A 23,326-nucleotide genomic window follows, 5' to 3' on the forward strand; every position below is an offset into this window, starting at 1 on the left:
CACGAGGAATTCTCGTGTCTCGTGCGGTGAGGCGTAGCGTGAAAGCGTGCGGGCGGCGGCGTCGCTCCCGTACCGTTCCCCGAACACCCGGGAACGGCAGGAAGAAGGTCTTCATGACCAGCCAGGCGATCGCGCCCCAACCCAGACCCCTCGTCGCGTCAGGCGGTTCGCCGGGAAACAGCGACTTTACGGAACTCGCCCGGCTCGTGAAGTCGGCCGGGCTCATGCGCCGCCGCTACGGCTACTACTGGACGAAGCTCATCGCGGTGCCCGTCGCCATCGGCGGCGCGATCGTGCTGTTCGTGTGGATCGGCGACACGTGGTGGCAGATGTTCACCGCGGTCGGCTTCGCCTTCCTCTTCACGCAGACCGCGTTCCTCGGCCACGATGCCGCGCACCGCCAGATCTTCCGCTCGGGCAAGTGGAACGACTGGGCGAGCCTCATCCTCGGCGGCTTCGTGGGCATGAGCTACGGATGGTGGCAGCACAAGCACACCCGCCACCACGCGAATCCCAACCAGATCGGTGCCGACCCCGACATCGACCTGCCCGTCGTCGCGTTCACTCCCGAGCAGGCGGTGCAGCAGAGGGCGGCGTTCTTCCGCTGGCTCATCGCGCACCAGGGGCTGTTCTTCTTCCCGATCCTGCTGCTCGAGGGGCTCTCGCTGCACGCGTCGAGCGTGCACCGGGTGCTCGCCCGCGAACACCTCGCACGGCGCCCGGTCGAGATCGCCTTCCTCGCGGTGCGCATCTTCGGGTACCTGGCGCTCGTCTTCCTCGTGCTCTCGCCCGACAAGGCCATCGTGTTCCTCGCGATCCAGCTCGGGGTGTTCGGGTTCTACATGGGCATGTCGTTCGCCCCGAACCACAAGGGGATGCCGCTCGTGCCGGCGGGCTTGAAGCTCGACTTCCTGCGCCGCCAGGCACTCATGAGCCGCAACATTCGCGGCAATCGGGTGCTCGATTTCGCAATGGGCGGATTGAACTACCAGATCGAGCACCACCTGTTCCCGTCGATGCCCCGGCCGTACCTGCGGCGGGCGGCACCGCTCATCGCCGACTACCTGCACCAGCACGACGTGCCCTACACGCAGACCACGCTGTGGCGTTCGTACGCGATCGTGTTCCGCTACATCAACCGCGTCGGACTCGGCGAGCGCGACCCGTTCGAGTGCCCCCTCCTGGCGGTGCGGGCGAGCATCTGAGCCGGCTGCGCGTGACGCCGCGTGACCTCGCGTTGACACGTGTGACGACCGGCCTCGCGGCATCCGCTCGCCCTCTCTAGCGTCGGGTGGGGAGGTCGACATGACACGACTCATCATCGGCGCGATGGTCAGGGCCATCGGGGCGTACCCGTCGGGGTGGCGGTACCCGGGTGCGCACCGCGACCCGCGCGGCGACGCGGCCGTGCTGTGGCGCGCCGCCGAGGTCGCCGAGGCGGCCCGGCTCGACTACCTCTTCTTCGGCGACTGGCTCGCGACGGGCCACGACCTCGAGTTCCAGGATCCGTACCTCGTCGCCCGGGTCGACCCGATCTCGGCGATCACCTACCTCGCGGGTGTCACGAGCCGCATCGGGCTCATCGCGACGGCGAACACGAGCTACTCCGATCCGTACACGCTGGCGCGCGCGACGGCGTCGGCCGAGCTGCTCTCGAGCGGACGCGTCGGGCTCAACCTCGTGACGGGCGGCGAGCCGCGCGCCGCCGGCAATCACGGCGTCGACTTCCACACCGCGAACGCGGCACGATACGACCGCGCCGTCGAATTCGAGGCTGTGCTGCGGCGCCTCTGGGACTCCTTCGACGACGATGCGATCATTGCGGATGCCGCGGCGGGCACCTACCTCGACCCGCTGAAGCTGCACGCCACCGACTTCCACGGCGAGCACCTCAGCGTGACGGGTCCGCTCAACGTGCCGCGCCCGGTGCAGGGGCACCTGCCGATCGTGCACGCCGGCATCTCGCCGAGGTCGCGGCTCTTCGCCGCGCAGAGCGCCGACCTCGCACTCGTCGCCGTCGGCGACCGCGCGCAGGCCATCGCGCTTCGCGAGGAGCTGCGCTCGCTCGCCTTCGAGTCGGGCCGCGACGATCGCACCCTGAAGGTCATCGCGCCCGTGCTGCCGATCGTGGGGGAGACGCGCGAGCACGCGCAGTCGATCGCCGACGAGCTCAGCGAGCTCGTGCAGATCGCCGAGGACTGGCCGGACGGGCCGCCGGCCGCGTTCCCGTCGAACCGCTCGCTCGCGCAGCTGTCGCTGCTCGTCGGGGTCGACCTCGTGGGGCTCTCGCCCGACCGTGCAGTGACTCCCGCGCTCGTCGGCGAGTTCAGCCCCGCCGGGCAGGAGCTCGTCGAGATCGTCGCCGAGCGCACCGGCCGGAGCCCCTCGGGCGAGCGCCCGCCGACCCTGCGGCACCTCGTGGTCGCCGCATCGGTCAACGCCTCGATGATCGTCGGCACGGCGGCCGACATCGCGACCGAGTTCGAGGCGTGGGGCGACGCCGGGGCCGTCGACGGGTTCAACGTGCTCTCGGCCGTGCAGCCGCAGCAGTTCGAGGCGTTCGCGTTCGGTGTCGCGCCCGAGTTGCAGCGGCGCGGGCTGCTGCCGACCGAGTACGAGGGCGAGACGCTGCGCGAGCATCTCGGGCTCGGGCGGCCCGAAAGCGTGTTCGCCCGGCCCGACCTCGCCCCCGCGCACCTCTGACGTGAGAGGTCGATGTTGCTCGTTCAGAGGTGGTGTGATGTTGCTCGTTCAGGGGATTTGGGCGACACGCCGCCAAGCGCGGCTCCTCGCACGGCGTGTCGCCCAGATCCCCTGAACGCGCAACAGTGACGGCGGGCGACAGTGACGGCGGGCGACAGTGACGGCGGGCAACAGTGACGCCGTGTGACGCCGTATTGCGCGAGGTTGAGGTGTGTGACCGGCGACACTGGCGAGCGACTCAGGCGGGCCGTAGCGTCGCGGCATGACTGCAGCGAGCATGGTGATCGAACGGAAGGCGCGGGCGACGGAGACCCGCGTCATGCCGGCCGGCCCCGGCCCGCTCGCTGCACTCGTCGATGCGGGGCTCCAGGTGCCCGTGCTCGGCGGCCGCGCCGTGCGGCACGTGAACCTCGACATCGCCGCGTCGGCGCCGGCGCTCGAGGTCGTGGCGCAGCAGGTGACCCGCGTACTGCCGTACTACGCGAGCGTGCACCGCGGCTCGGGCTATGCCTCGCAGCTGTCGACCTCGCTGCTCGAAGACGCGCGCGGCACCGTCGCGCGGCATGTCGGCGCCCGCACTGACGACCTCGTCATCTTCACCCGCAACACGACCGATGCCCTGAACCTGCTCGCCGCCGCCGTGCCGGGCGACACGGTGGTGCTCGACCTCGAGCACCACGCGAACCTCTTGCCGTGGCGCTCGCGCCGCGTCGTCGAGGGTCGGCCGACGATCGCCGCGACCCTCGACGCACTCGACGCCGAGCTCGCCCGCCGGCCCGCCGCGCTGCTCTCGGTGACCGGCGCCTCGAATGTCACGGGCGAGGTGCTGCCGATCGGCCGGCTCGCCGACATCGCCCACGCCCGCGGCGCGCGCATCGCGGTCGATGCGGCGCAACTGCTGCCGCACCGCCGGGTCGACCTCGCCGCGACCGGCATCGACTACCTCGCCTTCTCGGGCCACAAGGCCTATGCGCCCTTCGGCGCCGGGGCCCTCGTCGGCCGGGCCGACTGGCTCGACGAGGCACCCGCCCACCTCGCGGGCGGCGGCGCCGTCGACGCGGTGCGCGTCGACGGGGTCGACTGGAAGCACGGGGTCGACCGGCACGAGGCCGGCACGCCCAACGTCGTCGGCGCCGTCGCGCTCGCCCGCGCGCTGGCCGAACTCGAACGGCTCGGCGATGGCGCCCGCCGTGCGCACGAGCAGGCGCTCACCCGACGGCTGCACGAGGGTCTCGCCGCCCAGCGCGGCGTGCGCGTGATCAGCGGGTTCCCCGACGCCGGTGACCCTCGAGACGGCGATGCCGATCGTCTCGGCATCGCGACGATCGAGCTCGAACGCGGTTCGGTGGGCCTGCTCGCGGCGGCCCTCGGCGCTGAGCACGGAATCTCGGTGCGCGCCGGCCGCTTCTGCGCGCATCCCTTCTTCGACCGCGTCGCGACCCGATCCAACGGGCTTCGGGCGAGCCTCGGCGCCGGCAGCTCGGCCGACGACGTCGACCGGTTCCTCGACGCGCTCGCCAGGCTCATCGCCGACGGCCCCGCCCACGAATACGACCGCTCGCCCGAAGGCTGGTGTCCGCGCGTCGACGACCGTCCCCGCCCCGACTTCGCGCTCGCCTGACGAGGATCGACTCGACCCGGCAGCACCCGGGCCCGACCGAGTGACGCGCGCCACGCGGCATCCGTCACCGAATCGATACGCAACCGGGCTGCGCGGTAGGCCATGCTTGGCGGCATGGGATCAGCGCTGACCACCATCGGACTCCCCGTCGCCCTCGGCATCATCATGTTCGGGCTCGGACTCTCACTCACCCCCGCCGATTTCGCGCGCGTGGCGAAGCATCCGAAGGCGGTGATCATCGCCCTCGTCTGCCAGCTCATCGTGCTGCCGGCACTCTGCCTCGGCCTCGTGCTCGTCTTCCAGCTGCCGCCGGTGCTCGCGGTCGGAATGATGCTGCTCGCCGCGTCGCCGGGTGGCACGACGGCGAACCTCTACAGCCACCTGTTCCGCGGCGACGTCGCCCTGAACATCTCGCTCACGGCGATCAACTCGGTGCTCGCGGTCTTCACGCTGCCGCTCATCACGAACCTCGCGATCGCGTACTTCCTGCCGGGCGACGACACCCTCGGGCTGCAGCTCGCGAAGACCGTCGAGGTGTTCGCGATCGTGCTGCTGCCGGTCGTGCTGGGCATGCTCGTGCGCTGGTGGCGCCCGGCCTTCGCCGACCGCATGGACAAGCCCGTGCGCATCGCGTCCGTCGTCATCCTCGTGGTCGTCATCGCCGGTGCGATCGTCTCGAACCTCGACCTGCTGCTCGACAACTTCGGCACCCTCGCCGCCATCACGGTGGTGTTCTGCGTGCTGAGCCTCTCCGTCGGCTTCCTCGTGCCGCGCATGCTGCGGGTCGGCCGGGCGCAGTCGATCGCGAGCTCGTTCGAGATCGGCATCCACAACGCGACCCTCGCGATCGTCATCGCGCAGACCGTCATCGGCAGCGTCGAGATGAGCCTGCCCGCCGCGGTCTACGGCGTGCTCATGTTCTTCGTGGCGCTCGCGTTCGGCTTCCTGATCCGCGGGCGCGGCGGCGCATCGGAGCGAGCGGATGCCGCGGGGCCCGGCGCGCCCGCCGTGCGGGCCGAGGCGGGGGAGCCGTCGAGCTGAGCCTCGGTGCGTCGGCCGCCCGATTCGTAGACTGGGCAGGTCACGCACGAGAGGGGGGCGCATGCAGACGCTCGACGAGCACGAGGTGCGCTCGCTGTTCGGCAACGCGAATGCCGCCGAGCTCGAGCAGCTCGCGCTGCCCGTGGGGTTCTTCGTCACCGAGTGGGCTCCGCTCGACGCGTTCGGCTGGCGCGACCCGCGCATTCCGGCTCGCGGGTACCTCGTGACCGAGCTCGAGGGGCTGCCCGTCGGCATCGTGCTGCGGGCCGCCGGCCGCACCGGCTCGCGCCCCGGTGCGCATCACCGTGCGGCGATCTGCAACCTCTGCCACACGCAGCAGCCGGGCGACCAGGTCGAACTATTCACCGCGCGGCGCGCCGGGCCCGCCGGGGAGCGCGGCGACAGTGTCGGCACGTACATCTGCGCCGACCTCGCGTGTCAGGAGACCGTGCGGCTCGGCCGGCCGCCGGCGCCGTCCGAGGTGCAGCCGAGCGCCCACGAGCTCGAGCGCATCGAAGGGCTCGCTCGGCGCACGCGCGCGTTCGTCGCGGACGTGCTCGGGGTCGCCTGAGGCGAGGGGCCGGCCCGATAGTTTCGATCAGGCGAAGGCGTCAGGCCGCGGCATCCGGAACCGGCTCGAGCGTCGGCCGCTTCGCCGTGCGCCCGTCGCCCGACGATCGGCCGGTGAGGCGCCGCCCGATCCACGGCAGCACGAACTCGCGGTAGTACGCGGCGGTGTTGCGGCTCCTGGGGCCCGCGGGCGCAGCCGCCACCTCTTCGACGCCCCACTCGACCGGCACCGCGACGCCCAGCCCGGTCAGCACGTTGCTCGCGACGCGCGCATGACCGAGGGCGTTCAGGTGCAGCTTGTCGGGCGACCAGTAGCGGATGTCGCGGAGGCCGACGTCGTTGAAGTTGTCGACGAAGGTGACACCGGGGCGATCGGCGAGGTCGACGAGCGCCGCGGTGAGGCGTGCACCGCGCGCGTCGAACACCTTGCCCATGGGGATGTGGTCGGTCGGGTTCGCGCCGCTCAGCATGAGCACGTGGATGCCCTCGGCGCGGATGCGCTCGATCGCGTCGCGGAACCGCGCGGCCGTGACCTGCTCGTCCATGCGGGGGCGCAGCATGTCGTTGCCGCCGCCGTTGAAGCTCAAGAGCTCGGGGCGCAGGGCGATCGCGGGGGCGAGCTGCTCGTCGATGATCGGGCCGAGCTTGCGGCCGCGGATCGCGAGGTTCGCGTACCCGATGGGCTCGCGCGCCGCGGCGGCGAGGCCGATCGCCACGAAGTCGGCCCAGCCGCGCACCGAGCCGTCGGGCAGTTCGTCGCCGACGCCCTCGGTGAAGCTGTCGCCGATCGCCGCGTAGGAGTGGAACATGGGTTCCACGCTATCGCGGCGTTCGCTCAGCCCGTCGAAGCGGCTCAGTGCGCCTCGTGCTCGCCCTCGAGCTCGCAGTCGGCGCCGGGATAGAGCAGCGTCTCGTGGCCGTCGTCGAACCGCACGAGGTATGGCGGGCCGCCGTCTTCGCCGCGGATCTCGAGGATCTCGCCGTGCCGCGGCGGCTGGCCGACCTGCTTGGCGTGGATGATGAGGTGTTCTCCGACCGTTGCGCGCATCGCGTCCTCCTCCGAGTGGTTCCAGCGTACGCCGGGCGCTCGGCGGGCGGAAGGAGGCGCGGCCGTCAGCGGGCGTCCGACGTGGCCATGCGCTGCAGCGCCCGACGGTTCATGGCGACGAAGAGGCGGTTCTTCTTCGTGTTCTGGAACGCCGCGCAGCGCCAGGTCGAGCCGTCGCGCACCATGACGAAGGTCTGCACCTTGTCGTGCCGGATGCGTGCGCCCTTGCCGATGCCGCCGTCGGTGACCACGACGGCGACGTCGGGTGCGATGAATCGAAGGTCGAGCACCTGCATCGACATGCGGGTGCCGCGCTGCCAGGTATTGAACACGGGAACGTGCGCGCGGCGGATCGCGTCTCGCCCGATGTCGACGACGCCGGCGAAGATCACGTAGCTCGCGTGGTCGGTGAACTCGTGCGCGTAGGCGGCCGCGTCGCCCGCGTCCCATGCGGCGCGAAGTCGGTCGAGGGCGGCGAGCACCTCGGCGTGGTCGGAGCCGCTCTCGGGCGGCGTCGTGGCTGCGGTGGTGTTCATCGGCTCGTTCATCCCTCCATCGTCACATGCATTCTGCAGTAATGCAATCTGCACTAATGAAAGACGCCGCGTTCGCTAGGCTCGTGACGTGACGACTCGAGACCAACTGCAGCGCGCCGACCGCGATCTGCCCGCGCTCACGGTGCTGGCGCTGCTCAGCCTCGGGCCGCGGCACACCTACGACATGCACCGTTTCATGGTCGCCACCCGCAAGGACTTCGTCGTCGGACTGCCCCGCAGCCTCTATCACGCCGTCGACAAGCTCGAGAAGTCGGGTCTCATCACCGAGGCCGGCGCCGAGCAGACGCCCGGCCGGCCCGAGCGCATGCGGTACGCCATCACCGACGCGGGCCGGGCCGAACTGCGCCGCAGGGTCTCGCTGCTGCTCGCGACGCCCGATCCCGACGCGACGCTCGCGTACGCCGCGCTCTCATTCGTCGGCGCGCTCGGCCCCGACGAGACCCTGGCCGCCTTGCGCGCCCGGGTCGCCGCGATCGAGCTGAAGATCGCCCGTCTCACCGGCGATCTCGCCGAGGCGGGCGGTGTGCCGCGCATCCTGCTGCTCGAGGCCGAGTTCGAGCAGGCGAGACTCGTCGCCGAGCGCGAGTGGATGGCCGCACTCGTCGACGACCTCGAGTCGGGCCGGCTGCCATGGCCCGATCTCTCCGAAGTGCCGCCGCCGCCCGGCTGGTGACGTCGGCTCCGCCTTTCCTGATCGTGCACGGGCGGCTATGGTTGCGAGAGTGGGTCAAACGTCCCACATTGATTCGAGTGGATGCCGCGGCATCCACTCGCTCGAATATGGCGACGAACAGCGAGGTTCACCATGACCGCAACCACCCCCGACCGCACCTTCCCGCAGGGATTCCGCTGGGGCGCGGCCACCGCGGCCTTCCAGATCGAGGGTTCGACGAGGGCGGACGGCCGCGGCGAGTCGATCTGGGACGTGTTCACCCGCACGCCCGGCCTCGTGATCGACGGCTCGAACGCCGAGCTCGCCGCCGACAGCTACCGGCGTTACCGCGACGACGTGGCCCTGCTCGCGGGGCTCGGTGCCGACGACTACCGCTTCTCGATCTCGTGGCCGCGCGTGCAGCCCGGCGGCACCGGCCCGGCCCACGAGGCGGGCCTCGCCTACTACGACCGTCTCGTCGACGAACTGCTCGCCGCCGGCATCGCGCCGGTGCCGACGCTGTACCACTGGGACCTTCCGCAGGAGCTCGAGGCCGCGGGCGGCTGGTTGAACCGTGACACGGCCTACCGGCTCGCCGAGTACGCGGGGCTCGTGGTCGACCGTCTCGGCGACCGGGTGCAGCGCTGGATCACCCTCAACGAACCCGCGATGACGACCCTGCAGGGCTACGCGCTCGGCAGCCAGGCGCCGGGCCACGCGCTCATGATGGGTGCGCTGCCGACCGCCCACCACCAGCTGCTGGCGCACGGGCTCGCCGTCGCCGCGATCCGCGAGCGGGGCGACGCCGAGGTCGGCATCACGAACAACCACACGCTGATGGTGCCGGCATCGGATGCCCCAGCGGACCAGTTCGCCGCAGGCGCCTTCGATCTCATCTACAACCGCATCTTCGCCGACCCCGTGCTCACCGGGGCCTACCCCGACCTGTCGGGCTTCGGGCTCGAGGCGATGCCCGGCCTCGAAGCTGGTGACCTCGAGCTGATCGGTGCGCCGATCGACTTCTACGGCATCAACTTCTACAACCCGACGCGGGTGGCGGCGCCTTCGGAAGGTTCCGAGTTCGCGGCGGCGGGCCTGCCGTTCGAGCCCGTCGAGTTCGAGGGCGTGCCGACGACGGGCTTCGACTGGCCGATCATGCCCGAGACGTTCACCGAACTACTCGTCTCGTTCGCGCGCGACTACGGCGACCGGCTGCCGCCCGTCGTGATCACCGAGAACGGGGCGTCGTTCCCCGATGAGGTGGTCGCGGGTGGCGACGGCGCGGGTGGCGACGGGGTGGGTGGTGCGGATGCGGACGGCGTGGGTGGCGACGGCGCGGGTGGTGCGGGTGCCGACGGCGTAGGTGCCGCCCGAGCGGTGCACGACGATGCGCGCATCGGCTACCTCGACGCGCACATCGCGGCCGTGCGCAGCGCGATCGACCAGGGCGTCGACGTGCGCGGCTACTACCTGTGGTCGCTCACCGACAACTTCGAATGGGCCGAAGGCTACACGCAGCGCTTCGGGCTCGTGCACGTCGACTTCGAGACCGGCGAGCGCACCCCGAAGGACTCGTACGACTGGTACCGCGACCGCATCGCGAGCTCGCGCGGCTGAGCCTGCCCCGCGCCTTCCCTGCGCCTGCCCCGCGCCTTCCCTGCAACTCCCTTCCGCCGAGTGTTAACGGTCGACCCGCTCTTGCGGCGCGTGGCGTTAACACTCGGCGGTCGGCGTTAACACTCGGCGGAGGGGATCGGGCGGGGGCGGGCGGGAAGGGGGCGGGCGGGAAGGGCGGCGGGCGGGACGGGCGGCGGGGGTCAGCCGACGGCGAGCAGGGCGGCCCAGAGGTCGGCGCGCGCGTGGAAGCCCGAGAGGTCGCGGCCGAGCAGCCGCTCGGCGAGCGCGATGCGGCTGCGCACGGTGTGCCGGTGCACGCCGAGCGCCTGCGCGGTGGCGTCGAACAGGCCGCCGTGCTCGAGCCACGTGCGGGTCGTCGTGAGCAGGGTCGTGCCGTTCTCGTCGTCGTGCTCGGCGAGCGGGGCGAGCGTCGCGAGCGCGACGGCTCGCGCATCGGTGCGAGCGAGGAACGCGAGCACGCCCTGCCGGCTGATCTCGTCGAAGTGCACGACTCCCGAGCCCGATTCGCGGGCGCGCTCGACCGCGCGCAGCGCCTGCTCGTGGGCGAGCGCGATGCCGCCGGCGCCGCCGATGCCGCCGGCGCCGCCGATGATGCCGGCGCGGCCAGTACCGCCCGTGCCGGGCCCGCCGGCGCCGCTCGTGCCCGCGCCGCCCGTGCCCACGGGGTCGGAGACGCCGACGGGCAACTCGAACTCCGCCGCGATCTCGTCAGCGAGGCCCGTGTCGGCCTCCTCGAGCAGCAGCACGAACTGCTCGTCGTCACGCCCGAAGAAGAGCCGGCCGCCGCGCTCTTCGACGCGCAGCTCGAGCAACTCGGTCAGTCGGTCGACGGCGGTCAACGGGGCATCCGTCACTGCGATGCGCATGGGCGCCGACGGCAGCGGCCCCCACATCTCGGTCGCCACGCGCTCGGCGAGGGTCAGATCTCCGGCGAGGATGCCGCGGAGCAGCCCCGTTCGCAGGTGACCGCGGGCGCGGTCGAGATCGCGGTTCTGTTCGAGGGCGAGGCCCGCGAGCGCGATCACCGAGGTGACGACTTCGCGGCCGGCCTGGTCGAGCTCGGGGGAGTCGCCGATCGCGAGCACCCCGCGCAGCGCCCCGCCGCCGCCGAGCGTCTGCAGCGTCATGCGCTGGGGTGACTCGGTCGACTCGCCCGCGAGCAGGGTGCGGCTCGCGCGCTGGCCGCGTCGCAGCATCGAGCGCGCCTCGCCGACGACCTCGCCGAGCAGCGGCTGGCCGAGACCGTCGACGGGAGCCTCGCGATCGAGGGAACCGGTCGCCTCGATGAGTCCGACCCAGGCGCCGAGCCGGTGCGAGAGCTCGGCGAGCGTGGCCGAGAGGCCGTCGGGGCGGAGCGCGGCGAGCGAGATCGCGCGCTGGGCGTTGAGCGCCCAGGCCTGCCTGGCGAACGCGTCTTCGGCGATGAGGTCGGCGACCGTGCGCGCGATCGCGATGAACGGCACCCGGTAGGGCACCTCGAAGAGCGGCAGGCCCTGCGCCGCGCACGCGTCGACGAGCGACTCGGGCGTGCCCTCGCGGATGACCTCGGTGCCGAACCCGAGCGCGGCGACACCGCGCTCGCGGAGGCGGGCGACGTAGGCGGCGGCGAACCCCGGCTCGACGTCGTCGCCGAACTGCGTGCCCGTCGTGAGCAGCACGTGCCCGGCGTCGAGGAACGGCGTGGGGTCGGCGAGGTCGGAGCTGTGCGCCCAGACGACGGGGGTCGCGAGTGCGCCGTCGGGCAGGGCGTCGGCCGGGGTGAGCAGGCCGAGCGCGAGCTCGGGTCGGTCGAGCAGGGTCTGCACGGTCGGCTGCACTGCGGCTCCTTCGGTGGAACGTCGGTCGAGTAGCGACGAAGGAGCGTATCGAGACCTGGTGCGGGATCTCGATACGGCCCTGGCGGGCCTACTCGATCAACGGACGCATGATGTACGTGGCGTCCAATTAACTGCGCTCGAGTGTACACCCTGGCGCAGAGACATCCACTCGGCTCGACCTAGCATTGCCCGCATCAGCCACCGTCGTCTTCCCGCATCGGAGCACTCATGACTCTCGTCGACACCCCGGCCGCCACGACCGGCCCGGCCACCCCGACCGGCGGGCCCGCGCTCGCCCAGGAGCGCCGCCTCGTCACAGCCATCCCCGGCCCGCGCTCGCAGGAGCTCATGGCCCGCAAGGCGGCCGCCGTCGCCTCGGGCGTCGGCCACACCCTGCCCATCTCGGTCGTCGCAGCGGGCGGAGGCGTCATCGTCGACGCCGACGGCAACTCGCTCATCGACCTCGGCTCGGGCATCGCCGTCACGGGCGTCGGCAACTCGGCGCCCCGCGTCGTCGAGGCCGTCACCGCGCAGCTGAACTCGTTCACGCACACGTGCTTCACCGTCTCGCCGTACGAGGGCTACGTCGCCGTCGCCGAGAAGCTCAACGAGCTCACCCCCGGCGACCACGTCAAGCGCTCGGCCCTCTTCAACTCGGGCGCCGAGGCCGTCGAGAACGCGGTCAAGATCGCCCGCCACTTCACGAAGAAACAGGCCGTCGTCGCGTTCGACCACGCCTACCACGGCCGCACGAACCTCACGATGGGGCTCACCGCGAAGAACATCCCGTACAAGAGCGGCTTCGGGCCGTTCGCGTCCGAGGTGTACCGGGCGCCGCTCAGCTACCCCTTCCGCGACGGCGGCCTCTCGGGCGCCGAGGCGGCGGCCCGCGCCATCTCGGTCATCGAGAAGCAGATCGGCGCCGAGAACCTCGCCGCGATCATCATCGAGCCCATCCAGGGCGAGGGCGGCTTCATCGTGCCGGCCCAGGGGTTCCTTCCCGCACTCGTCGAGTGGGCGCGCGCGAACGACGTCGTCTTCATCGCCGACGAGGTGCAGACCGGCTTCGCCCGCACCGGTGCCTGGTTCGCGAGCGAGCACGAGGGCATCGTGCCCGACCTCGTCGTGGCGGCCAAGGGCATCGCCGGCGGCCTGCCCCTCTCGGCGGTCACCGGCCGCGCCGACATCATGGACTCCGCGATGGCCGGTGGCCTCGGCGGTACCTACGGCGGCAACCCGCTCGCCTGCGCCGCGGCGCTCGCCACGATCGAGACCTACGAGGCCGACGGCCTCATCGACCGGGCCCGCGAGATCGGCGCCGTGCTCATCGGCCGCCTGAACGCGTTGCGCACCGCCGACCCCCGCATCGGCGACGTCCGCGGACGCGGCGCGATGGTCGCGATCGAGCTCGTCGACCCCGCGACCGGCGCCCCCGACGCGGCGCTCACGGGCGCGGTCGCCACGTACGCGCACGCCAACGGCGTGGTCGTGCTGACGTGCGGCACCTACGGCAACGTCATCCGCTTCCTGCCGCCGCTCACCATCACCGACGAACTGCTCATCGACGGCCTCTCGGTCGTCGCGGAAGGGCTGAAGAACGCATGACCGACCTCCTCGCGGCGCCGACGACGTCGACCGCAACGGATGCCCCGGCGAGCCCGCTGATCGCAGCAGGCCCCGCCGAGCTGCACATCGCGACGCCGCTCACCGACGCGCGCGCCCAGCTCGCCGAGGCGGTGGGCCTGCTCGGCTACACCGACGGCATCCACCAGATGCTCGCGACCCCGCGCCGCGAGCTCACGGTGGCGGTGCCGCTTCGCATGGACTCGGGTGAGAGCCGGCTCTACATCGGCCACCGCGTGCAGCACAACTTCTCTCGGGGCCCGGCCAAGGGCGGCCTGCGCTACGCGCCGAACGTGAACCTCGACGAGGTGCGGGCGCTCGCGATGTGGATGACCTGGAAGTGCGCCCTGCTCGACGTGCCGTACGGCGGCGCGAAGGGCGGAGTCGCGATCGACCCCCGCGAGCACTCCACGGCCGAGCTCGAGCGCGTGACCCGCCGCTACACGAGCGAGATCCTGCCGATCATCGGCCCCGAGCGCGACATCCCCGCGCCCGACGTCGGCACCGACGAGCAGACGATGGCCTGGATCATGGACACCTACTCCGTGACCAGCGGCTACACGGTGCCCGGCATCGTGACCGGCAAGCCCATCGCACTCGGCGGTTCGCAGGGGCGGGCTTCCGCGACGAGCCGCGGGGTCACGCACATCGCACTTGCCGCGCTTCGGCACCGGGGCTTCGAGCCGTCGCGCGCGACCGCCGCGGTGCAGGGCTTCGGCAAGGTCGGTGCGGATGCCGCGCGGTTCCTGTCGGAGGCCGGCGTCACGGTCGCCGGGGTGAGCGACCAGTACGGCGCCGTCTTCAACGCCGCGGGCCTCGACATCGAGGCGCTCAGCCAGCACGTGCGGGCGACCGGTTCGGTCGTCGGCTTCATCGGCGCCGAGGCGATCGACGGCGCGCAGCTTCTGACGCTCGACGTCGACCTGCTCGTGCCGGCCGCCGTCGAGGGCGTGCTGCACGAGGGCAACGCCGCGAGCGTTCGGGCCACCGTCATCGTCGAGGGCGCGAACGGCCCGACGACGCCGGGCGCTGACGCGATCCTCCGTGAGAACGGCGTGCTCGTCGTGCCCGACATCCTCGCGAACGCGGGCGGCGTCATCGTCTCGTACTTCGAATGGGTGCAGGCGAACCAGGCCTACTGGTGGCGCGCCGACGAGGTGGAGTCCAGACTGGAGGAGCGAATGCTCAGTGCGTGGCAGCACGTGCTGGGCTACGCCGAGGCGCGGGGGCTCTCGCTTCGCACCGCCGCGACGGCGCTCGCCGTCGAACGCGTCGCCGAGGCGCACAAGCTGCGCGGCCTCTACCCCTGAGCCTCGACCGCACACCGAGTCGCCCGATTTCGTGCAGAATCGGCAGCTCGAGGAGAAGATCGACCATGACTGAACGGAAACCACACGCATGACGACTGCAACTCAGGAAGCGACCGTGCTCGACGCGGTCGACGGCGGCCTCTTCATCGGCGGCGAGTGGGTCGACGCCGAGGGCGGCAAGACCCTCGCGGTCGTCGACCCGGCGACCGGCCGGACGATCAAGCAGATCGCCGATGCATCCGTCGCCGATGGCATCAAGGCGCTCGACGCCGCCGTCGCCGCGCAGGATGCGTGGGCGGCGACCGCCCCGCGTCAGCGCGGCGAGCTGCTGCGCCGGGCGTTCGACCTGCTGCAGGAGCGCAAAGAGGAGTTCGCGCTGCTCATGACGCTCGAGATGGGCAAGCCGCTCGCCGAGGCGCGGGGCGAGGTCGCGTATGGCGGCGAGTTCCTGCGCTGGTTCAGCGAAGAGGCCGTGCGCATCTCGGGCCGCTACGGGCTGAACCCCGAGGGCACCGGCAACATGATCGTGTCGCAGCGCCCGGTGGGCCCGTCGTTCTTCATCACGCCGTGGAACTTCCCGCTCGCGATGGCGACCCGCAAGATCGCTCCCGCGCTCGCCGCGGGCTGCACCGTCGTGATCAAGCCCCCGGCACTCACGCCGCTCACGACCCTCGCGTTCGTGCAGCTCCTCGAAGAGGTGGGCCTGCCCGCCGGCGTGGTCAACGTCATCGCGACGTCGACCTCGTCGAAGGTCTCGGGCCCGATCATCGCCGACCCGCGGCTGCGCAAGCTCAGCTTCACGGGCTCGACCGAGGTCGGCCGCAGCCTCATGAAGGAAGCGGCGCAGGGCATCCTGCGCACGAGCATGGAGCTCGGTGGCAACGCGCCGTTCGTCGTCTTCGAGGACGCCGACCTCGACAAGGCCGTCGACGGTGCGATGCTCGCCAAGTTCCGCAACATCGGGCAGGCCTGCACCGCCGCCAACCGCTTCATCGTGCACGAGGCGGTCGCCGCCGAGTTCTCGAAGCGGGTCGCCGAGCGCGTCGCCGGCTTCACGGTCGGCCGCGGCACCGAAGAGGGAATCACGATCGGCCCGCTGATCGACGACAAGGCGGTCGCCTCGACCGAGGCGCTCGTGCAGGACGCGGTGTCGAAGGGCGCCAAGATCCTCACCGGCGGCACCGTCATCGACGGCGCGGGCACGTTCTACGCACCGACGGTGCTCGGCGACGTGTCGGCCGACGCGCGACTGCTCCGCGAAGAGATCTTCGGCCCTGTGCTCGGCATCACGACGTTCTCGACCGAAGACGAGGCCGTGCGCCTCGCCAACAACACCGAGTACGGCCTCGTCTCGTACGTCTTCACGCAGGACCTCGCCCGTGGCCACCGCATGATCGACCGCCTCGCCACGGGAATGATGGGCCTGAACACGGGCCTCGTCTCGAACGCGGCGGCGCCGTTCGGCGGCATCAAGCAGTCGGGCATCGGCCGCGAGGGCGGGCTCGAGGGCATCCACGAGTACCTCGACACGAAGTACACGCTCATCCCCGTGAGCTGACCCACGCCCCACCCGTTGATCGAGTAGCGAGCGCGGCGAGCGTATCGGGATCCGTCACGGGGTCTCGATACGGCCCTGGCGGGCCTGCTCGACCAACGACACGAACACGGGCCCGCTCGATCAACGGAACGAAAAGGAAGCACTCGCACATGGAACGCATCGACTGCGACGTCGTCATCGTCGGCGCCGGGGCCTCGGGCCTCACCGCCGCCAACCGGCTGAAGGACGCCGGCACGTCGGTCGTCGTGCTCGAGGCGCGCGACCGCATCGGCGGCCGCCTCTGGACCGACGAGATCGACGGCGCCATGCTCGAGATCGGCGGCCAGTGGGTCTCGCCCGACCAGGACGCGCTCATCGAGACGCTCGACGAGCTCGGCCTCGAGACCTACACCCGCTACCGCGACGGCGAGAACGTCTACATCGGCGCGAACGGCGAGCGCCGGCTCTTCGAGGGCGACATCTTCCCGGTGCCGGCCAAGACCGAGAACGAGATCGTCGGCCTCATCGAGAAGCTCGACGCCCTCGTCGCCGAGATCGACCCAGAGGCGCCGTGGGCGCACCCGCGCGCCAAGGAGCTCGACGAGATCTCGTTCGCGCACTGGCTCGAGACGCAGACCGACGACGAAGAGGCGCGCCTGAACATCGGCATGTTCATCGCCGGCGCCATGCTCACGAAGCCCGCGCACGCGTTCTCGGCGCTGCAGGCGCTGCTCATGGCGGCATCGGCCGGTTCGTTCTCGAACCTCGTCGACGCCGATTTCATCCTCGACAAGCGCGTCGTCGGCGGCCTGCAGCAGGTGCCGCTCGGCCTCGCCGCGCGCCTCGGCGACGCGGTGCGCCTCGGTCAGCCGGTGCGCACGATCCGATGGGCCGGCCCTGTCGAACAGCGAGCGGATGTCCCGGCCGCAGGCGTCGTCGCCGTGACCGACTCGCTCGAGGTGCACGCGAGGCACGTCGTGCTCGCCCTGCCGCCCGTGCTGATCAACCGCATCTCGTACGAGCCGCCGCTGCCGCGTCGCCAGCACCAGATGCACCAGCACCTCTCGATGGGCTTCGTCATCAAGGTGCACGCCGTCTACGAGACGCCGTTCTGGCGTGCGCAGGGTCTGAGCGGCACCGCATTCAGCCCCTACGAGCTGTGCCACGAGGCCTACGACAACACGAACCACGAAGACCCGCGCGGCACGCTCGTGGGCTTCGTCTCCGACGAGGAGGCCGACGGCGTCTTCACGCTTCCGGCCGAGGAGCGGAAGGCCCGGATCCTCGAGTCGATGTCGCACTACTACGGCCCCGAGGCGCTGAACCCGGTCGTCTACTACGAGAGCGACTGGGGCTCCGAGGAGTGGACCCGCGGCGCGTACGCGGCGAGCTTCGACATGGGCGGCCTCGCGCGGTACGGCGCCGACCTGCGCACGCCCGTCGGGCCGATCCACTTCTCGTGCTCCGACATGGCGGGCAAGGGCTACCAGCACGTCGACGGCGCGATCCGCGTCGGGCGCGAGGTGGCCGACGAGATCCTGGCCGACGAGATCCTCGCCGACGAGAGCCCCGCCGACGAGAGCCCCGCACGCTGATGGTCTCCCGCATCGTCGTCGGGTACACCGCGAATGAATCCGGCGCCGATGCGCTCGCCCTCGGCGGGCGACTCGCCGCCGCGAGCGAGGCGCTGCTCGAGGTCGTCATGGTGCTGCCCATCGAGGCGCGCGGCGCCGTGGTGCCGCCCGACACCGGGTACGAGCGCCATTTGAAGGAGCGCTCGCGCGGCTGGCTGGCCGAGGCGTCGGCCCGTCTCGACGAGGGCGTCGAGCAGGCGCTGCACATCCGCTATGCGGAGTCGTTCGCCGAGGGGCTCGTGGCCGCGGCTCACGAGTTCGACGCCTCGCTCATCGTCGTGGGCGCGGCACGCGGCGGCATCCTGGGCCGTTCTCGCATCGGTTCGGTGGCGAACGACCTGCTGCACGCATCCGACGTGCCGGTCGCGCTCGCCCCGGCGGGTTCCCGCGAGGTGCCCGTCTCGGTCGGCGTGACGCGCATCACGGGCGCGGTCGGCATGCGCTCGGGCGCCGGCTCGGTTCGCGACGTCGCGGTGCGCCTGGCCCGGGTCATGCACGCGCCGCTGCGACTCGTCTCGCTCGTCTCGATCGACCTGCCCGCGGGCATGGACGAGCAGCTCGCCTCGCTCGCGAGCACCGCCCACGCCGACGAGGTGCTCGACGAGGCGCGCCGCGCGCTGCCCGCCGGCACGACGGCCACCGTCGTGGTCGCCACCGGCGACACGATCGAGCAGGCGGTGACGGGGCTCGACTGGCATGCAGGTGAGATCGTCATCGTCGGCTCCAGCCGCCTCGCGACCCCCAGCCGCCTCTTCCTGGGCTCGACCGCATCGAAGATGCTGCGCGAGCTGCCGGTGCCGATGATCGTCGTGCCGCGCTCCACCTCCTGAAGGACACCGCAATGACGCACCAACCGCACCAACCGCACCAACCGCACCAACCGCACCAACCCGCCCCGCACCCGCACCACTCCGAGCCGCACGCCCCGCTGACCACGGCGAGCGCCTCGGTCGACGGCGCCGACCTCGGGCTCTCGAAGAAGGGCCTCTCGGCCGGCTCGGTCGGCCTCATCGGCGCGATCGTCATCGGCATCTCGTGCATCGCGCCCGCGTACACGCTGACCGGCGCACTCGGCCCGACGGTCGCCGAGGTCGGCACACAGCTGCCCGCGATCTTCCTGCTCGGCTTCATCCCGATGCTGCTCGTCGCGTTCGGCTACCGCGAGCTCAACAACGCCATGCCCGACTCGGGCACGTCGTTCACGTGGGCGACCCGCGCCTTCGGCCCGTGGATCGGCTGGATGGCGGGGTGGGGCCTCATCGCGGCGACCATCGTGGTGCTCTCGAATCTCGCGGGCATCGCGGTCGAGTTCTTCTACCTCGCGCTCGCACAGGCGTTCAACAATCCCGACATCGCCTCGCTGGTGGGCAACCCGTTCGTGAACGTCGCGACGTGTCTCGTGTTCATCCTCGGCGCGACGCTCATCTCGTATCGCGACATGCAGACGACGCAGAAGGTGCAGTACTGGCTCGTCGGCTTCCAGCTGCTCGTCATGATCGGCTTCGGCGTCGCCGCGTTCTGGCATGTCGCCAACGGCACCGCGTTCGACCCGACGCAGGTCGAGCTGAGCTGGTTCAACCCGTTCGAGGTGGGATCGTTCAGCGCCGTCGTCGCGGGTCTGTCGGTCTCGCTCTTCGTGTTCTGGGGCTGGGACGTGACGCTCACGATGAACGAGGAGACGAAGGGCTCGCGCACCACGCCGGGCCGTGCGGCGACCCTCACCGTGACGATCGTCGTGGCGATCTACCTCTTCGTCGCGATGGGCGCGCTCGCGTTCGCCGGCATCGGGGAGGCGGGCGTCGGGCTCGGCAACCCCGAGATTCAAGAGAACGCGTTCTTCTACCTCTCGGGTCCGATCCTCGGCCCGCTCGCGATCCTCATGTCGCTCGCGGTGCTCTCGAGCTCGGCGGCGTCGCTGCAGTCGACGTTCGTGTCGCCGGCGCGCACGCTGCTCGCGATGGGCCACTACGGCGCCCTGCCCGAGAAGTTCGCGAGCGTGAGCCCGCGCTTCTTCACGCCCGGCTACGCCACGGTCGTCTCGGCCGTCGTCGCCGCGGTCTTCTACACCGTCATGCGCTTCGTGAGCGAAGACGTGCTGTGGGACACGATCACGACGCTCGGCATGATGATCTGCTTCTACTACGGGCTCACCGCATTCGCGTGCGTGTGGTACTTCCGCAAGCAGTGGTTCGCGAGCGCGCGCAACGCCTTCTTCATGTTCATCGCCCCGCTCGTCGGCGGACTCATCCTCGCGGTGCTGTTCTTCACGACGCTCATCGACTCGATGAACCCCGACTACGGCAGCGGTTCGAACATCGGCGGTGTCGGCCTCGTGTTCATCCTCGGTGTCGTGATCATCCTCACCGGCGTGGTCGTCATGTTCGTGCAGGCCAAGCGCCGCCCCGGCTTCTTCCGCGGCGAGTCGCTCACACGTGCGGTCGCCGGCGCGGGCGCGGGCACCAAGGCGGTCGCGGGCGACTGAGCCGAGCGGATGCCGCGGGGCGGCGTCAGCCCTCGAACACCGTCGCGCCCGCCACGACGGTGCGTACGACCCTGGCCGTGAGCAGCGACGCCTCGCCGGCCGCGAACACGTCGGGAGCTTTCGTCCGGGGCATCGGTATCGATACGGTGAACATGGACGCCCCGCCCGCGGGCGCCGGAATGGGAACCCGACATGGCTGCACTCGACGACATCATCGCCGACCTTCCGATCGCCGACATCGCCGCGAAGCTCGGCGTCGACGAGGCGACCGCGAAGCAGGCGGTGAACGAGGCACTGCCCGCGCTGCTCGCGGGCATGGGCGCGAACGCCGCCGACCCGGCTGGTGCCGCGTCGCTCGAGAAGGCCGTCGCCAAGCACGGCTCGAAGCTCGTCGAGGGCGGCGTGAACCTCGCCGACGTCGACGAGGAGGACGGCAAGAAGATCGTGAAGAACGTCTTCGGCGACAACACCGACCAGGTCGTGCAGGCGCTCGACAAGAAAGAGGGCGGGGCCGGCGACCTCATCGGCAAGCTCCTGCCGATCCTCGCGCCGATCGTGCTGAGCTTCCTCGCGAGCAAGTTCCTGGGCCAGGGGCAGTCGTCGTCGGCCGAAGCCGCGGCGCCCGAGTCGTCGGGCGGTGGCATCGGCGACCTGCTCGGAGGTCTCCTCGGCGGCGGATCCAGTTCGTCGGGCGGTGGCGGCGGTCTCGGCGACATGCTCGGCGGTCTCCTCGGCGGCGGATCCGGTTCGTCGGGCGGTGGCGGCCTCGGCGACCTCCTCGGCGGTCTCCTCGGCGGCGGCAAGCGCTGACCCGCGAGGTGAATGGCACCCCGCATAGACTGGCGGGGTGCCAGTGAACCCCAAGCTGCAGGGGCGGGTCCTCCCGCCGACCGAGCCCTATCTCGTCGGTCGTGAGAAGGTGCGCGAGTTCGCCCGCGCCGTGTTCGCGACGAACCCGATCAACCTCGACCCCGAGGCCGCGCGTGCGGCCGGGTACGCCGATGTCGTCGCTCCGCCGACGTTCCCGATCGTCGTGCAAGAGCTGACCCTCGCGCAGCTGCTCGCCGAGCCCGACGCCGGCATCGACTTCACGCGCGTCGTGCACGGCGACCAGCGCTTCACGTACACGCGCCCCGTCGTCGCGGGCGACCTGCTCACCGCGACCCTCACGGTCTCGAGCGTGAAGACCCTCGGCGCGCACTCGATCGTCGTGGCCGAGTCGGTCATCGTCGACGCCGACGGCGCCCACGTCGTGACCGCCCTGTCGCAGCTCGTCGTGCGAGGAGAAGACTGATGCCCGCCCCCGACTTCGCATCCCTCACCGTCGGCGACGTCGTCGCCGAGCGCTCGTTCGCCCTCACTCGCGACTCGCTCGTGCGCTACGCCGGCGCCTCGGGCGACTTCAACCCGATCCACTACCGCGACGACGTCGCCGCCGCCGTCGGTCTGCCGGGAGTGCTCGCCCACGGCATGCTGACCATGGGCTTCGCGGTGCAGCCCGTCGTCGACTGGGTCGGCGACCCCGGCCGCATCGCCGACTACCAGGTGCGCTTCACGCGCCCCGTCGTCGTCGACCCGCAGGGCGGCCAGTCGGTCGCAGTCACGGCGAAGGTCGGCCAGCTCGACGCGTCGGAATCCGTCGCGCGCATCGACCTCACGGTCACCGTCGACGACGCCACGGTGCTCGGCAAGGCGCAAGTGCGCGTCACCCTCGCCTGACATGAGCCGCGACATCCGCTTCGCAGATCTCACGACGCTGCAGGTCGGCGGCCCCATCGGCCGCCTCGTCACGGCGACGACGCAGCGCGATCTCGTCGACCTCGCGACCCAGACCTGGGCGACGGATGACGCGTGGCTCGCCCTCGGCGGCGGCTCGAACCTGCTCGTGGGCGACGATGGCTTCGACGGCACCGTGATCCAGGTGGCGACGAAGGGCATCGAGGTGCTGCCGTCGGAGGCGGCAACCGAGGGCGCAGTGCGCTTGCGCGTGCAAGCCGGCGAGACGTGGGACGACCTCGTCGCGTGGACCGTCGAGCACGGGTATTCGGGCATCGAGGCGCTCTCGGGCATTCCCGGCTCGGTCGGTGCCGCGCCCGTGCAGAACATCGGCGCCTACGGGCAAGAGCTCGCATCGACGCTCGTCGCGATCGAGTTCCTCGACGAGGGCGCCGAGACTCCGCGCCGCATGTCGGCCGCCGAACTCGAGCTCGGCTACCGCACCTCGGTGCTGAAGCAGGGGCTGCCCGGCATCGTCGTGACCGTCGAACTCGAGCTGCACGACACGGCCGCTGAACGAGCGGTGCTCGGCGACGCGCTCGGGCAGCCGATCGCCTACGGCCAGCTCGCCGACGCGCTGCACGTGCAGCAGGGCGACCGGGTGGCCATCGCAGCAGTGCGGGGCAGCGTGCTCGCGCTGCGCGCCTCGAAGGGCATGGTGCTCGACCCGGGCGACCCCGACTCGGTGAGCGCCGGATCGTTCTTCACGAACCCGATCGTGGGCGAGCACGCCGCGCGTACGCTGCCGGCGTCGGCGCCCCGCTGGTACGTCGAACCCGAGGCACCCGACGAGGTGACCCCGCTCGGCTCGCTCGCGTCGGGGTCGCCGCTCGACGCGTTCCTCGCGCATCAGGCCGAGCTCGAGGAGTTCGGCGACGAGGTGTCGGTCGAGAGCGCAGACCCCGCCGCCGAGCCGCTCGTGAAGCTCTCGGCCGCGTGGCTCATCGAGCACTCGGGCATCCGCCGCGGGTTCGCGCTGCCGGGATCGCGCGCCGCGATCTCGTCGAAGCACACCCTCGCGCTCACGAACCGCGGCGGTTCGACCGCCGACGAGGTCGCGACGCTCGCGCGTTTCGTGCAGGGGCGCGTGCAGGCCGAGTTCGGCATCGTGCTGCGCCCCGAGCCCGTGCTCGTCGGCGTCGAGCTCTAGCTTCCCTCCGCGCTCCACACTCCGCACTCCGCACTCCGCACTCCGCACTCCGCGCTCCGCGCTCCGCGCTCCGCACTACGCACAACACCGCAAGCAGAAACTAGAGTTGTTGAATCAAGTCAGTCGAAGCGTCAACAAGAGTCGCTGTCAGGAGCGCTAGCCTGGGG

Annotated in this window: 21 protein-coding genes; 17 read left to right on the forward strand and 4 right to left on the reverse strand. The window is 71.2% G+C overall.

The window, feature by feature from the left end; translation table 11 throughout:
* Positions 1 to 113 precede the first annotated feature (113 nt).
* The 5 genes from ACWGST_RS02445 to ACWGST_RS02465 all read left to right on the forward strand — a co-directional run bounded on the left by ACWGST_RS02445 (position 114) and on the right by ACWGST_RS02465 (position 5,936).
* Positions 114 to 1,205, forward strand: a complete 1,092-nt coding sequence (locus ACWGST_RS02445; RefSeq protein WP_452045038.1) for a fatty acid desaturase family protein — start codon at positions 114 to 116, stop codon at positions 1,203 to 1,205.
* A gap of 100 nt (positions 1,206 to 1,305) precedes the next feature.
* Positions 1,306 to 2,703, forward strand: a complete 1,398-nt coding sequence (locus ACWGST_RS02450; RefSeq protein WP_452045039.1) for an NtaA/DmoA family FMN-dependent monooxygenase — start codon at positions 1,306 to 1,308, stop codon at positions 2,701 to 2,703.
* Positions 2,704 to 2,965: 262 nt separating this feature from the next.
* Entirely contained in the window at positions 2,966 to 4,324 is a 1,359-nt protein-coding gene (locus tag ACWGST_RS02455) for an aminotransferase class V-fold PLP-dependent enzyme (protein WP_452045040.1), read from the forward strand.
* Between the two features lie 114 nt (positions 4,325 to 4,438).
* Complete coding sequence (locus ACWGST_RS02460) at positions 4,439 to 5,365, forward strand: bile acid:sodium symporter family protein (protein WP_452045041.1); 927 nt, start codon at positions 4,439 to 4,441, stop codon at positions 5,363 to 5,365.
* A gap of 61 nt (positions 5,366 to 5,426) precedes the next feature.
* The gene (locus ACWGST_RS02465) at positions 5,427 to 5,936 is read left to right on the forward strand and encodes an FBP domain-containing protein (RefSeq protein ID WP_452045042.1); all 510 of its coding nucleotides are present in this window, start codon (positions 5,427 to 5,429) and stop codon (positions 5,934 to 5,936) included.
* A 40-nt stretch (positions 5,937 to 5,976) separates the two neighbouring features.
* Here the strand turns inward: ACWGST_RS02465 and ACWGST_RS02470 are convergent, their stop codons facing one another.
* The 3 genes from ACWGST_RS02470 to ACWGST_RS02480 form a co-directional block, all read right to left on the reverse strand.
* Positions 5,977 to 6,744: an SGNH/GDSL hydrolase family protein gene (locus ACWGST_RS02470; RefSeq protein ID WP_452045043.1), complete on the reverse strand. Its 768-nt coding sequence runs from the start codon at positions 6,742 to 6,744 to the stop codon at positions 5,977 to 5,979.
* A gap of 44 nt (positions 6,745 to 6,788) precedes the next feature.
* A complete protein-coding gene (locus ACWGST_RS02475; protein WP_452045044.1) occupies positions 6,789 to 6,983 on the reverse strand; it encodes a DUF1918 domain-containing protein in 195 nt (64 codons plus the stop codon).
* A gap of 65 nt (positions 6,984 to 7,048) precedes the next feature.
* Positions 7,049 to 7,531 (reverse strand): SgcJ/EcaC family oxidoreductase, encoded by a 483-nt coding sequence (locus tag ACWGST_RS02480; RefSeq protein ID WP_452045045.1) that lies wholly within the window; start codon positions 7,529 to 7,531, stop codon positions 7,049 to 7,051.
* A gap of 76 nt (positions 7,532 to 7,607) precedes the next feature.
* Here ACWGST_RS02480 and ACWGST_RS02485 point away from each other — a divergent pair, with 76 nt between their 5' ends.
* Together ACWGST_RS02485 and ACWGST_RS02490 are read left to right on the forward strand one after the other, a co-directional pair.
* Positions 7,608 to 8,213: a PadR family transcriptional regulator gene (locus ACWGST_RS02485; protein ID WP_452045046.1), complete on the forward strand. Its 606-nt coding sequence runs from the start codon at positions 7,608 to 7,610 to the stop codon at positions 8,211 to 8,213.
* Positions 8,214 to 8,345: 132 nt separating this feature from the next.
* Positions 8,346 to 9,809 (forward strand): glycoside hydrolase family 1 protein, encoded by a 1,464-nt coding sequence (locus tag ACWGST_RS02490; RefSeq protein WP_452045047.1) that lies wholly within the window; start codon positions 8,346 to 8,348, stop codon positions 9,807 to 9,809.
* Between the two features lie 200 nt (positions 9,810 to 10,009).
* On the opposite strand, the gene ACWGST_RS02495 is transcribed toward ACWGST_RS02490, so the two are convergent.
* The gene (locus ACWGST_RS02495; RefSeq protein WP_452045048.1) at positions 10,010 to 11,647 is read right to left on the reverse strand and encodes a PucR family transcriptional regulator; all 1,638 of its coding nucleotides are present in this window, start codon (positions 11,645 to 11,647) and stop codon (positions 10,010 to 10,012) included.
* Between the two features lie 228 nt (positions 11,648 to 11,875).
* On the opposite strand from ACWGST_RS02495, the gene gabT reads away from it, so the two are divergent.
* The 10 genes from gabT (at position 11,876) to ACWGST_RS02545 (ending at position 23,159) form a co-directional block, all read left to right on the forward strand.
* Positions 11,876 to 13,252, forward strand: coding sequence for a 4-aminobutyrate--2-oxoglutarate transaminase (gabT, locus tag ACWGST_RS02500; RefSeq protein WP_452045049.1), 1,377 nt, complete (start codon positions 11,876 to 11,878; stop codon positions 13,250 to 13,252).
* Positions 13,249 to 14,580, forward strand: coding sequence for a Glu/Leu/Phe/Val family dehydrogenase (locus ACWGST_RS02505; RefSeq protein ID WP_452045050.1), 1,332 nt, complete (start codon positions 13,249 to 13,251; stop codon positions 14,578 to 14,580). Before gabT ends, ACWGST_RS02505 begins: the two co-directional genes overlap by 4 nt.
* Positions 14,581 to 14,668: 88 nt before the next feature.
* On the forward strand, positions 14,669 to 16,138 hold the full coding sequence (locus tag ACWGST_RS02510) for an NAD-dependent succinate-semialdehyde dehydrogenase (RefSeq protein ID WP_452045051.1): 1,470 nt from the start codon (positions 14,669 to 14,671) through the stop codon (positions 16,136 to 16,138).
* 149 nt (positions 16,139 to 16,287) lie between these two features.
* Positions 16,288 to 17,712, forward strand: a complete 1,425-nt coding sequence (locus ACWGST_RS02515; RefSeq protein ID WP_452045052.1) for a flavin monoamine oxidase family protein — start codon at positions 16,288 to 16,290, stop codon at positions 17,710 to 17,712.
* The gene (locus tag ACWGST_RS02520) at positions 17,712 to 18,581 is read left to right on the forward strand and encodes a universal stress protein (protein WP_452045053.1); all 870 of its coding nucleotides are present in this window, start codon (positions 17,712 to 17,714) and stop codon (positions 18,579 to 18,581) included. The genes ACWGST_RS02515 and ACWGST_RS02520 overlap by 1 nt, the downstream gene beginning before the upstream one ends.
* Before the next feature lie 11 nt (positions 18,582 to 18,592).
* Complete coding sequence (locus ACWGST_RS02525) at positions 18,593 to 20,233, forward strand: APC family permease (RefSeq protein WP_452045054.1); 1,641 nt, start codon at positions 18,593 to 18,595, stop codon at positions 20,231 to 20,233.
* Positions 20,234 to 20,425: 192 nt separating this feature from the next.
* Positions 20,426 to 21,043, forward strand: a complete 618-nt coding sequence (locus ACWGST_RS02530; RefSeq protein ID WP_452045055.1) for a DUF937 domain-containing protein — start codon at positions 20,426 to 20,428, stop codon at positions 21,041 to 21,043.
* Positions 21,044 to 21,080: 37 nt separating this feature from the next.
* Complete coding sequence (locus ACWGST_RS02535; protein WP_452045056.1) at positions 21,081 to 21,527, forward strand: FAS1-like dehydratase domain-containing protein; 447 nt, start codon at positions 21,081 to 21,083, stop codon at positions 21,525 to 21,527.
* Positions 21,527 to 21,952: a MaoC family dehydratase gene (locus ACWGST_RS02540; RefSeq protein WP_452045057.1), complete on the forward strand. Its 426-nt coding sequence runs from the start codon at positions 21,527 to 21,529 to the stop codon at positions 21,950 to 21,952. Before ACWGST_RS02535 ends, ACWGST_RS02540 begins: the two co-directional genes overlap by 1 nt.
* Position 21,953: 1 nt before the next feature.
* The gene (locus ACWGST_RS02545; RefSeq protein WP_452045058.1) at positions 21,954 to 23,159 is read left to right on the forward strand and encodes a UDP-N-acetylmuramate dehydrogenase; all 1,206 of its coding nucleotides are present in this window, start codon (positions 21,954 to 21,956) and stop codon (positions 23,157 to 23,159) included.
* The last annotated feature ends 167 nt before the right edge of the window (positions 23,160 to 23,326 follow it).

It is taken from the genome of Agromyces sp. NPDC055520 (assembly GCF_053619715.1).

What these genes read in the sequence shown, in the direction of transcription:
- ACWGST_RS02475 (WP_452045044.1), bottom strand. Translation starts at nt 6,983, where the DNA reads ATGCGCGCAACGGTCGGAGAACACCTCATCATCCACGCCAAGCAGGTC.
- ACWGST_RS02450 (WP_452045039.1), top strand. Translation starts at nt 1,306, where the DNA reads ATGACACGACTCATCATCGGCGCGATGGTCAGGGCCATCGGGGCGTAC.
- ACWGST_RS02465 (WP_452045042.1), top strand. Translation starts at nt 5,427, where the DNA reads ATGCAGACGCTCGACGAGCACGAGGTGCGCTCGCTGTTCGGCAACGCG.
- gabT (WP_452045049.1), top strand. Translation starts at nt 11,876, where the DNA reads ATGACTCTCGTCGACACCCCGGCCGCCACGACCGGCCCGGCCACCCCG.
- ACWGST_RS02490 (WP_452045047.1), top strand. Translation starts at nt 8,346, where the DNA reads ATGACCGCAACCACCCCCGACCGCACCTTCCCGCAGGGATTCCGCTGG.
- ACWGST_RS02460 (WP_452045041.1), top strand. Translation starts at nt 4,439, where the DNA reads ATGGGATCAGCGCTGACCACCATCGGACTCCCCGTCGCCCTCGGCATC.
- ACWGST_RS02515 (WP_452045052.1), top strand. Translation starts at nt 16,288, where the DNA reads ATGGAACGCATCGACTGCGACGTCGTCATCGTCGGCGCCGGGGCCTCG.
- ACWGST_RS02540 (WP_452045057.1), top strand. Translation starts at nt 21,527, where the DNA reads ATGCCCGCCCCCGACTTCGCATCCCTCACCGTCGGCGACGTCGTCGCC.
- ACWGST_RS02545 (WP_452045058.1), top strand. Translation starts at nt 21,954, where the DNA reads ATGAGCCGCGACATCCGCTTCGCAGATCTCACGACGCTGCAGGTCGGC.
- ACWGST_RS02510 (WP_452045051.1), top strand. Translation starts at nt 14,669, where the DNA reads ATGACGACTGCAACTCAGGAAGCGACCGTGCTCGACGCGGTCGACGGC.
- ACWGST_RS02530 (WP_452045055.1), top strand. Translation starts at nt 20,426, where the DNA reads ATGGCTGCACTCGACGACATCATCGCCGACCTTCCGATCGCCGACATC.
- ACWGST_RS02505 (WP_452045050.1), top strand. Translation starts at nt 13,249, where the DNA reads ATGACCGACCTCCTCGCGGCGCCGACGACGTCGACCGCAACGGATGCC.
- ACWGST_RS02520 (WP_452045053.1), top strand. Translation starts at nt 17,712, where the DNA reads ATGGTCTCCCGCATCGTCGTCGGGTACACCGCGAATGAATCCGGCGCC.
- ACWGST_RS02445 (WP_452045038.1), top strand. Translation starts at nt 114, where the DNA reads ATGACCAGCCAGGCGATCGCGCCCCAACCCAGACCCCTCGTCGCGTCA.
- ACWGST_RS02525 (WP_452045054.1), top strand. Translation starts at nt 18,593, where the DNA reads ATGACGCACCAACCGCACCAACCGCACCAACCGCACCAACCGCACCAA.
- ACWGST_RS02480 (WP_452045045.1), bottom strand. Translation starts at nt 7,531, where the DNA reads ATGAACGAGCCGATGAACACCACCGCAGCCACGACGCCGCCCGAGAGC.
- ACWGST_RS02455 (WP_452045040.1), top strand. Translation starts at nt 2,966, where the DNA reads ATGACTGCAGCGAGCATGGTGATCGAACGGAAGGCGCGGGCGACGGAG.
- ACWGST_RS02470 (WP_452045043.1), bottom strand. Translation starts at nt 6,744, where the DNA reads ATGTTCCACTCCTACGCGGCGATCGGCGACAGCTTCACCGAGGGCGTC.